The organism is Flavobacterium sp. ASV13 (assembly GCF_000745775.1).
Taxonomy (GTDB): Bacteria; Bacteroidota; Bacteroidia; order Flavobacteriales; family Flavobacteriaceae; genus Flavobacterium.
This window is the reverse complement of the sequence record NZ_JQJY01000003.1, coordinates 21,476-33,139: the sequence shown is the minus strand read 5'-3', so window position 1 is coordinate 33,139 and position 11,664 is coordinate 21,476. Positions and strand designations below refer to the sequence as shown.

Sequence of the window (11,664 nt, the reverse complement as noted above, 5' to 3'; positions counted from 1 at the left end):
ATAAAGAATAAAAGGATTTAAGTTTGGTTAGTAATTGAAAATGGTATAAGTAATGAGAGTTACTTATACCATTTAAAAAACCAAAATTGTACATACCAAAAAAAGAAAAAAATGAAAAGTGCTTTAGAAATTAAACCTGATATCAGCTATAAAAGCGCCGGTAAATTTGAAGAGACAAGATTCGAGAAAATTCATAACGAAATTTTCAAAAATTCTGCCGAAGCATCTATAATTGTTGCGCAGGAAATTGCTCAGTTAATCAGATTGAAGCAAGAAAAAAACAAATCTTGCGTATTAGGTTTGGCAACAGGTTCTTCTCCTATAAAGGTTTATGAGGAACTAGTGAGAATGCACAGAGAAGAAGGATTAAGCTTTAGCAATGTAATTACTTTCAACTTGGATGAATACTATCCAATGTCAAAAGAGAATAATCAGAGCTATCATTATTTCATGCATCAGCATCTTTTTAATCACATTGATATTAAGCCTGAAAATGTTAATATTCCTGACGGTACAGTTGCAATTGATGAATTGAATCAATATTGCATAGATTATGAAATGAATATAAAACAAGCTGGTGGACTTGATTTTCAGTTGTTAGGAATTGGACGTACAGGCCACGTTGGTTTCAACGAACCAGGTTCACATATCAATTCAGGAACACGAATCATTACATTGGATCATATTACAAGAGTTGATGCCTCTTCTGATTTCAACGGAATTGACAACGTTCCAAAACGTGCAATTACGATGGGAGTTTCAACCATTATGAGATCAAAACGAATTGTATTAATGGCTTGGGGGCAAAATAAAGCCGATATCATCAAAAGAACAATTCAAGGAGATATCAGTTCTGAAGTTCCTGCCACATTTTTACAAAATCATCCAAATGCAACTTTCGTATTGGATCAGTCTGCAGCTTCTGAGTTGACACGTTTCAAAACGCCTTGGCTTGTTGGAGAATGCATCTGGACTCAGGAATTAAAAAGCAAAGCGATTGTTTGGTTGTGCCAAAAAACAAAACAATCGATATTAAAACTGACAGACCGTGATTACAATAATAACGGAATGTCTGATCTTTTGGCGCAGGAAGGTTCTGCTTACGATTTGAACATCAATATGTTCAATGTATTGCAGCACACGATTACAGGATGGCCAGGAGGAAAACCAAATACAGACGATTCACATCGTCCAGAAAGAGCCAATCCAGCCAAAAAAAGAGTGATTCTTTTCAGTCCGCACCCGGATGATGACGTGATTTCGATGGGAGGAACTTTTTCAAAATTGATCAAACAAGGCCATGATGTACACGTCGTATATCAGACTTCTGGAAATATAGCGGTTACTGATGACGAAGCATTGAAGTTTGCCGAAGTTTGCAATGATTTTGCAGGAGAAAATCTTCCAAAAGATATCAATTTCAAATCGGTTATTGAGTTTTTGAACAACAAATCAGAAAATCAGATTGATTCTCTAGAAGTTAGAAAACTAAAAGGATTAATCAGAAGAAGAGAATCTTACGCAGCAACAAGATACATTGGCCTAAAAGATGAAAATACACACTTTTTAGATCTTCCGTTTTATGAAACTGGACAGGTAAAAAAGAATCCGTTAGGACCAGAAGATATTGCTATTGTAAAAGAAATCATCGCAAGAATAAAACCGCATCAGGTTTTTGCAGCCGGAGATTTGGCAGATCCGCACGGAACGCATGAAGTATGTTTGAATGCGATTTTTGCAGCAATGAAAGAATTGAAACCAGAAAAATACATGGATGACTGCTGGCTTTGGCTTTACAGAGGCGCTTGGCACGAATGGGATATCCACGAAATTGACATGGCAGTTCCACTTTCTCCTTCAGAAGTATTGTTGAAACGTCATGCGATTTTATACCATCAATCTCAAAAAGATAGAGTTATGTTCCAAGGAAATGATTCAAGAGAATTCTGGGTTAGAGCCGAAGACAGAAATAAAAACACAGCAATTCTGTATGATGAATTAGGTTTAGCAGAATATGAAGCAATCGAAGCCTTTAAACGCTTTGATTACTAGAATAAAAATTTAAGATTCGTATTTAGAGCGAGTCGAATTACAAAATTCAGATTGGTTTCATAGCGATTAGTGAGGTTCAATAGAGATCCTTCTGAGTTTTGTTTCTTTTATCTATTTATTACTGTTTCTTCAGGGAAACATCATTTCAAAAAAATTAAAATGAAGTATTTATTAGTCCTACTATTTGCAGGTTTAACATCTAGTGCTCAGGTTCAAAAAGAGCAGCTAAATCTTATGCCTTGGCCTCAGAGTGTTGTTATAAACGACGGAAATTTTGCTTTAACTAAAAGTTTTAAAGTAAATATTACCGGAAACCCAAATCCAAGAATTTTTGGAGGGGTAACGCGTTTTTTGCGCCGTTTAGATGGACGGACTGGTATGTTTTTCTCTCAAGGTTTTGTTACAAAATTAAATGAAGTCCCAACTGCAGAACTTCAGATAAACTGTACCAAAAGCGGAAAAATTGGTTTGTACGAAGATGAAAGTTATCATTTAGATGTCAAACAAAATAAAATTACAATAAACGCAACAAGTGATTTAGGTGCTTTGCATGGTCTTGAAACCTTATTGCAGTTATTGCAAAATAATAATACCTCATTTTATTTTCCGAACACTCAAATTGCAGATTTTCCGAGATTTACTTGGAGAGGATTGATGATTGATGCTTCAAGACATTTTCAGCCTGTTGATGTTATCAAAAGAAATATTGACGGATTGGCAGCAATGAAAATGAATGTTTTTCATTGGCATTTGGTTGACGATCAAGGATGGAGAATCGAAATGAAAAAACATCCAAAACTAATTGAGGTTGCTTCGGATGGATTATATTACACACAAGAGGAAATTAAAAATATCGTAAAATATGCTGATGAGCGCGGTATTTTAATAGTTCCGGAAATAGATGTTCCAGGTCACGGATCTTCGATTTTAACAGCTTATCCAGAAATTGGAAGCAAAGTGATTACGTTGACAGGAGGAACTTCTGAAAAAAATATTCAGGGAACAGCAATTGCTACCTATGGAATTGAAAGAAATGCCGGTATTTTTTCGCCAACATTAGATCCTTCAAATCCTAAAACATATCAAATTTTAAGTGAACTTTTTGATGAGGTTTGCCCATTATTTCCTGGAGCTTATTTTCATATTGGGGGAGACGAAAATGAGGGGAAAGATTGGGATGCAAATCCGAAAATTCAAGAGTTTAAAAAGAAGCATAATTTAAAAACAAACCACGAGTTACAAACGTATTTCACCATGCAATTGGCTCCAATGCTTAAAAAGCACGGAAAACAATTAATGGGATGGGAAGAAATTTTAACCAAAGACCTTTCAAAAGAAGCGATTGTTCATTCGTGGAGAGGTGCAAATGAAGGAATGGCTGCTGGACAATCTTTAGTTGATGCAGTAAAAAAAGGGTGTAAAACCGTATTATCAAACGGTTATTATATCGACTTGATGTATCCGGTTGAAAGTCATTATTTAAATGATCCAATGCCAAAAGGATCAAATTTAACTTCAGAAGAAAAAGCAAGAATTTTAGGAGGAGAAGCTACAATGTGGACAGAGCTTGCATCTGAAACGACAATAGATTCAAGAGTTTGGCCAAGAACAGCTGCAATTGCAGAAAGACTTTGGTCGGCAGAAGACATTACAGATGTGTCCAATATGCGCAAACGTTTAGATGTAGTTTCATTTAGACTTGAAGAATTAGGATTGACGCATATTCGTAACAAAGCTGTAATCTTAAGAAATATTGCAAACAATCAGGATATCAGTTTGTTAAATGAGTTTTCGAATGTTTGCGAACCATTAAAAGGATATACGCGAAACAAGGGTGGAACGGAATATCAAATGTATTCGCCATTGACACTTTTTGCAGATGCATGCACGCCTGATGCAAAAGATGCGCTAACTTTTAATGAAGCAGTAACGCAATATGTAGCGAATAAAACGCCTGAAAATAAAGCTAAAGTGGCATCATTTTTAACGAAATGGATTTCTGTGAATAAAGGATTAAATGAATTAAGCGCAAATGCACCACTAGTACAGTCATTTCTTCCTTTGTCAAAAAAATTAAGTGACGCCTCAGAACAGGTTTTATTGGTTTTGGACAACAAATCAACTTTAAAATCAGAAGATTTGAAGAAATTAATCGAAGACTGCAATACAAAAGAGTATGCCGATGTTGAGCTTGCAGTTTACGCAGGTTTAAAGAAATTAATATAAAGATTTGGTTTGAATTAGTATTTAGTAAGTTTAAGTATTGTTTTAAGAGTGCTAATTATCTCTGCCAAAAAAACATTTGGCAGAGGTAATTATAATTAAACTTTTAGATTCTTTTTAATTCCACATCTCAAACAGAATAATTGCAAAATAACCACTAACGGAGTATTAACATTTAAAAACCAAATAGAGAGAGTACAATTTAAAACATGACAAAACAAAGTTAATTGATGAGTAGTCCCAAATTTATCAGTTGTATTTAATAGTAATTTTTTAAAAATTATAAATAAATATCAATCACTACTATTTGCTAATGATTATCAAGAATCAGTAATAGTAATATTTATCTATAGAATTTAATTTGAGTTTATTTCCAATCGGCGCAGCCTTCCAACCTGTGTTGAGCGAAACCAGGCATTAACAATGCTTCGGCCCAATTATTTATTTTCTATTAACCAATATTAATAACTATGAAACATTATTACAGATTACTTTTTTTGTTTTTGTTGTTTCCCTTACTTGCGTTAGCCCAACCAGCTCACGGTAAAAAAGTAGTAGGGTATTATGCACAATGGTCTATTTATGCCCGGGATTTCAACGTTCCGAAAATTGATGGAAGCAAATTGACGCATTTAAATTATTCTTTTTATGGCACAACGTATGATCCGGCACATCCGGAGAATACAAAATTGAAATGTTTGGATACCTATGCTGATTATGAGCATATGGAAGGTGGAATCCCTTGGGATGCTCCGGTAAAAGGAAACTTTTATGACTTAATGAAACTTAAGCAAAAGTATCCTCATTTAAAAGTTTTAATTTCTGTTGGAGGATGGACAAAAGGTCAGGATCTTTCGCCAATTGCCGCCAGTCCGGTAGCAAGAGCAGCATTAGCAGCTGATATGGCAAATTTCATTGTTACTTATCCGTTTATTGATGGTTTCGATATCGATTGGGAATATCCTCTTTCAGGCGGAACTGATGGTACAGAAATAGTGAATGGAGCGCCTGTTCCTGCACAAAAATACAGTCCTGATGATAATAAAAATTTAGTGCTTTTATTAAAAGCAATGCGTCAGGCAATGCCAAATAAGCTGATTACAATCGCCGCTGGAAACAACGTTCGAAATGTAGCAAAGCAATATTTAGGCCCAAACAACAGATTACAATACGGAATGACTGAAGATATTTCTACATATTGCGATTATATCACTTATTTTGGATATGATTTTGGAGGAAACTGGTATGACAAAACATGCTACAATGCTCCTTTATACGCAAGTGGAAACCCAAATGATCCATTATATGGCGCGACTCAATCTGAATCATTGGATGAATTGACTAATCAATATTTAAACGTAATTGGTTTCCCTGCAAATAAATTAATCATGGGATTGCCTTTCTATGGGAAAAAATTCGATCACGTTGCCACTAACTCAACAAATGGATTATTCGTTTCGGCTCCAAGAGATATAGTTGGAGGATGTACCAATCCACAAAACCCAATCGGAACTTGGGATGGTTCTGGAGCATGCGAGCGTTCAGGAAGCATCGAAATTTGTGATTTGGTCGGAAATCCCGTTACGAATTCGCATGCTTATTTAGATCCAAATACAATGCAGGTAACAGCATCTGCAGCAGCAGCAGGATGGGTAAGATATTTTGATAATACTACTAAAGTTCCTTATTTATATAATGCTACTACAAAAGAGTTTATTTCTTATGAAGATAAACAATCAATGGATTTAAAGGTTCAGTATATAAAATCGAGAAATTTGGCCGGAGGTATGATTTGGGAATTATCTCAGGATACTAGAGGTTCAATTTCAAATTCATTATTAACTCAGGTTGATACTTCTTTCGGAAGCGTTGTTCCGGGAACGGTAAGTATTTCGGGTTCTGTAAAAAACGGATCAACTTTAGTTACAGATGTTACAGTTGAATTACGTGATGCAGGCAATGCTGTATTGCAAACTGTAGTTTCTACAGCGGGTAATTTTACATTCAATAATTTGCCTTCCGGACAAAATTATACGCTTACCGCTTTAAAAGCCACTTATACTTTTACGCCAGTAACACTAACAAATGTTACTGTCAATCAAACGGGTGTTGTTATTAATGGAACACAGCCAACTTATACAGTAAGCGGAACAGTTTTAGACGGATCAACTCCTATATCTGGAGTTACGGTTACCGCAACTTCAGGAGCCACAGTTTTGACTGCCGTTTCGAATGCAAGCGGAGTTTACAATGTTGCAGGATTAACTGCTGGGCTTAATTTTACAGTTACAGCTGCAAAAACCGGATTTTCGTATACGCCAGTTTCAACGGTTTATAATGCTATTGATGCAAACAAAACGTTGAATTTTACACAAAGCGCCCCAATTGTTTATTATACCGTAAGCGGAACGATTTTAAACAATACAACTCCGGTTTCAGGTGTAACCGTTACAGCAACTTCAACAGGTGGAAATTTTACTGCAGTTACAAATGCTAGCGGTGTATATTCACTTAGTTTGCCTTCTGCAGGAAATTATACCGTTACGGCTGCTTTGACAGGACAAACATATACGCCAGCTTCAACTGTTTATACTAATTTAACAGCCAATAAAACATTGAATTTTTCTCAAGATGTTATTGTTGTTGGAACAAGTAAAATTAGCGGAACAGTCAAAAATGGTACAATTCCGGTTTCAGGTGCAAAAGTAGAATTGATTTTGCCTTGGACTGATAACACACATCCTTATTTAAGCAAACTTGCAGTTACAGATGCACAAGGTAAATATAGCTTTGATAATGCCATATTGACTGGATACACTACTATTTCAAGTTTAAAATTAAATACTTGGGAAAACGGAGAAATTGTTTATTTACCAAACAATTTGACAAACTTTGCAGTTCCTGCAAATCCAACAGTTTATGATTTTAATACAGGTGCAGTAACGACAACTTACACTGTAAGTGGAACTGTTCTTAACGGAGCAACTCCGGTTTCAGGCGCAACAATTTCAGCAGTTACAGGAACTACAACGCTAACAGCAACTTCTGATGCTTCTGGAAATTACAGTATTGCTAATTTGGTTTCAGGATCAAATTATACAGTAACAATTGCTAAAACGGGATTGACATTTACACCGGCTTCAACAGTTTATAATGCTATTAACGCTAATAAAACATTGAATTTTACGCAAGTAGTAACTCCGGTTTATTATACTGTTAGCGGAAGCGTTTTTAATGGAGCAACTCCAGTTTCAGGTGCAACAATTTCAGCAGTTACGGGAACTACAACTTTAACAGCAACTTCAGATGCTTCTGGAAATTATAGTATTGCTAATTTGGTTGCAGGTTCAGATTACACAGTGACAATTGCTAAAACAGGATTAACTTTTACGCCTGCGTCAACAGTTTATTCAGCTATTAATGCAAATAAAACATTGAATTTTACGCAAGTAGTAACTCCGGTTTATTACACCGTTAGCGGAAGCGTTCTAAATGGAGCAACTGGTGTTTCTGGTGCAACAATTTCAGCAGTTACAGGAACTACAACTTTAACAGCAACTTCTGATGCGTCAGGAAATTATAGTGTTGCTAATTTGGTTGCGGGTTCAGATTATACAGTAACAATTGCTAAAACGGGATTAGCTTTTACGCCTGCGTCAACAGTTTATTCAGCTATTAATGCAAATAAAACATTGAATTTTACACAAGTAGTAACTCCGGTTTATTATACAGTAAGCGGAACAGTGAAAAATGGATCAACTGGAATTTCTGGCGTAACAATTTCAGCTGTATCAGGAAGTACAACTTTAACAGCAACTTCTGATGCTTCAGGAAATTATAGTGTTGCCAATTTAGTTTCAGGTTCAAATTATACAGTTACAGCTGCAAAAACAGGTTTAAGTTTTAGTCCGGCTTCAACAGTTTATTCTGCAATTAATGCAAATAAAACGTTGAACTTTACTCAAAATGTCACAAGCGGAAACTTAATCAGCGGAACAGTTAAAAATGGTTCAACTCCAGTTTCTGGTGCCAAAGTAGAATTAATTTTACCTTGGACAGATAGTACTCATGGTTATGTAAGTATTATTGCAATTACAGATGCTTCAGGAAATTTCAGCTATAACAATTCGGCTTTAGCAGGATATTCAATCATCACAAGTTTAAAATTGAATTCATGGGAAAATGGTGAAATTGCCTATTTTCCAAATAATTTGACAAACTTCGCGATGCCAACAACGCCTCAGGTTTATAACTTCAATACCAACACAGTTACACCTCCGCAGGTTACTATTACGGCTCCTTCAGCGGCAACTGTAGCGATTGCTCCAGGAACGGCGATTCAGCTAAAAGCAACTGCAAGTGTAGATGCCAGCTTAACAATTTCGTCAGTTGTATTCAATATCAACGGACAGAATATTACAGCAACACTTTCAGGAGCAGAATATGTTGCAAACTGGACACCAGTTGCAGCAGATTTCAACAAAAATTATACGTTGAAAGCAACAGTAACCTCTTCAAGTGGTACAACTGCCGAAAACACAAAAGCGTTCGCTTTACAATGTTCAGGAACAACTTGCCCTAATGCATTGCCGGCAATTACTTGGAACACACCATCAAATACTACTGTATACCAAAATTCTTTCCAGGTTGTGCCAATTTCGGTTACAGCTGTTGATAGTGACGGATCAGTTTCAGGTGTTAGTATTACAATAAATGGAGGTACATTTAACATGACAGCAGGTACAAATAATACTTACACGTATAATTTTACACCATCTGCTTATCAGGATTATCCAGTTGTAATCAAAGCAACCGACAATCAATCTGGTGTAACTACATTAAACAATACAATTAAAATTGCTCAAGTAGGTACTAATAGATTCCTTCCGCTTCCTTCTAAAATTATTTTAGGATACGCACATTCTTGGGAAAATACTTCTGCGCCATTTTTATATTTTTCTCAAATGGTGGGAAAAAAGTTTAACGTAGTCGACTATTCTTTTGTAGAAACCGTTAATCGTGATGGTTATACACCCGTATTAACTACAAATGACACTAGATATTTGACCAATGGTGTTTTCGATAAACAATTGTTGAAGAATGATATAAAATCCTTAAGAGATAGCGGCGTTCCTGTTATTGTTTCTATTGGAGGTCAAAATGGTCATGTTGTTTTAGACAATGTAACTCAAAAAAATATTTTTGTTAATGGTCTAAAAGCAATTATTGATGAGTATCAATTTGATGGAGTTGATTTGGATTTTGAAGGCGGATCAATGAATTTTAATGCAGGAGGTTTAAGAGATATTTCTTATGCGGGTATTTCTGCTTATCCAAGATTAAAAAACATAGTAGATGCCTGCAAAGAATTAAAAGCGTACTATGGCCCTGGATTTTTATTAACTGCCGCTCCGGAAACACAATACGTACAAGGAGGATATTCTACTTATACGGATACTTTTGGTTCTTTCTTGCCAATCATTCAAAACTTGCGTAATGAATTGGATTTGTTAGCAGTACAATTGTATAATACAGGAGGAGAAAACGGATTAGATGGTCAATATTATGGTACAGCTAAGAAAGCAAACATGGTAACAGCCCTAACGGATATGGTGATAAAAGGCTATAACATTGGTACAACAGGAATGCATTTTGATGGTTTACCGGCTTCAAAAGTTCTTATTGCATTACCAGCTTGTCCAAGTGCAGCAGGTAGCGGTTATTTAACACCGGCAGAAGGAATTAGTGCTATGAACTATTTAAGAACCGGAACTACGTTTTCAGGAAGAACATACACTATGCAGCCAGGTGGACCATATCCTTCTTTAAGAGGTTTAATGACTTGGTCTGTAAACTGGGATGCCTCTTCTTGTGGTAATTCATCTGAATTGTCTAATGCTTATGCCGCTTATTTTGCATCGCAATCGGCAGCAAAAACATTAGTGCTTGAAGATATTTCTCCAAAAAACGATGAAACAATAGCCTATTTTAGAAATGATGCCTTACTAGTTTCAAATGATAATGAAGATATTGCACAAGTTGATGTTTTCAATGTTTATGGACAAAATTTAATAAGTAAGAGAAACGCTCTGAATAATAAGGAAGTACTGCTTCAGAATCATAATTTTTCATATAAACAAGTATTTTTAGTGATAGTGACAGACAAAGCAGGAAACAAAAAAACACTCAAAGTAATGAATTTTTTAAACTAGAGTAAAGAATTGAAAATTTCGAAATAAAAAATTGGGACGGTTAAAATTGAGTTTGGTTATTTATTTTTTAATCTAATTTTTATTTCAAACAAATGCGATGAATTAAGGAGATTTGTTATTTGGTTTTCTCTTTGACAAGTGCATTATGAACCTGGCAAATCTCTATTGCCAGGTTTTTTTATGTCTAAATTTAAACACAATATTGTCATCTCGACGAAGGAGAGATCACAAATACCAGACGATACCTTTGTGTCCCCAGTGAAAACCTTTTGCTTTCATTGCAGTTAAAAAGAAATCAGTATTTTTGACCTTAGAATTATCGCATAAAACTTCATGAAAAAATCATTGACTATTATAATTATATTTTTATTTTTCACTTCAAGCTTCAGCCAAAATAAACTTGGAAATCCAGAAGTTGATCCCATTCAAATTCAAAAAACTTTTAGTGATTGGTCAATTTATCAAAGCAAAAACATTATGCTTTCAAGAGATTTTGTAGCGTTTGATTCTTCTTCAAAAGAAATATCAAAAGAAACTTTTTTAGATCAATTAGCAAACGGAAATTTTATTCCAATCCAATTAAAATCAGAAGCTAATGAATATGTCTATAAACTATTCAAAATCCTGCCAAAAACCGATACAAGTATAAAAGCAACAATAAACCAAATTGGTTTTGATGCTTATAAAAACTTCAAAATGGAAGGTACTGCTTTTCCAAAATTTTCATTTAAAGATTTAAACGGAAATTTGGTTACGAATGAATCCATGAAAGGAAAAATCATCGTAATAAAATGTTGGTACATTCATTGTACGCCTTGTATCAGAGAGTTTCCACAAGTCAACAAATTAGTAGAAGAATACAAAGACCGAAAAGATATTGTTTTTATAAGTTTAGCCGAAGATTCTCCAGAACAATTAAAAACATTTTTGGCAAGAAAACCACTTTCGTATTCCGTAATTCCAGACATGAAAGAATATATGAATGAAGCTTTGCAGTTAAATTCATTTCCAACTCATTTTATTCTAAATAAAGAAGGAATGATTTCGAAAGTTCTGCCGAATTTTGAAAGTCTGGAAGTTGCGTTGGCTAAGGAAAGTAAGCTTTAGATGAATTTAAGAAACAGTTTGTCATTTCGACTGAAGGGAGAAATCTCACAAGAAACTCTACAAAGTATAT

Annotated in this window: 4 protein-coding genes; all 4 read left to right on the top strand. The window is 35.0% G+C overall.

Annotated features, from left to right (window positions below; translation table 11 throughout):
- Positions 1–111: 111 nt before the first annotated feature.
- The 4 genes from nagB (at position 112) to GQ47_RS07395 (ending at position 11,594) form a co-directional block, all read left to right on the top strand.
- A complete protein-coding gene (nagB, locus tag GQ47_RS07410) occupies positions 112–2,052 on the top strand; it encodes a glucosamine-6-phosphate deaminase (RefSeq protein ID WP_035646934.1) in 1,941 nt (646 codons plus the stop codon).
- Positions 2,053–2,211: 159 nt separating this feature from the next.
- A complete protein-coding gene (locus tag GQ47_RS07405) occupies positions 2,212–4,278 on the top strand; it encodes a beta-N-acetylhexosaminidase (protein WP_035646932.1) in 2,067 nt (688 codons plus the stop codon).
- Positions 4,279–4,745: 467 nt separating this feature from the next.
- The gene (locus GQ47_RS23140; RefSeq protein WP_081909328.1) at positions 4,746–10,487 is read left to right on the top strand and encodes a glycosyl hydrolase family 18 protein; all 5,742 of its coding nucleotides are present in this window, start codon (positions 4,746–4,748) and stop codon (positions 10,485–10,487) included.
- A 333-nt stretch (positions 10,488–10,820) separates the two neighbouring features.
- Entirely contained in the window at positions 10,821–11,594 is a 774-nt protein-coding gene (locus GQ47_RS07395) for a TlpA family protein disulfide reductase (RefSeq protein ID WP_035646930.1), read from the top strand.
- Positions 11,595–11,664: the final 70 nt, after the last annotated feature.

Coding starts and splice junctions, on each gene's coding strand:
- nagB (WP_035646934.1), top strand. CDS start 112: ATGAAAAGTGCTTTAGAAATTAAACCTGATATCAGCTATAAAAGCGCC.
- GQ47_RS07405 (WP_035646932.1), top strand. CDS start 2,212: ATGAAGTATTTATTAGTCCTACTATTTGCAGGTTTAACATCTAGTGCT.
- GQ47_RS23140 (WP_081909328.1), top strand. CDS start 4,746: ATGAAACATTATTACAGATTACTTTTTTTGTTTTTGTTGTTTCCCTTA.
- GQ47_RS07395 (WP_035646930.1), top strand. CDS start 10,821: ATGAAAAAATCATTGACTATTATAATTATATTTTTATTTTTCACTTCA.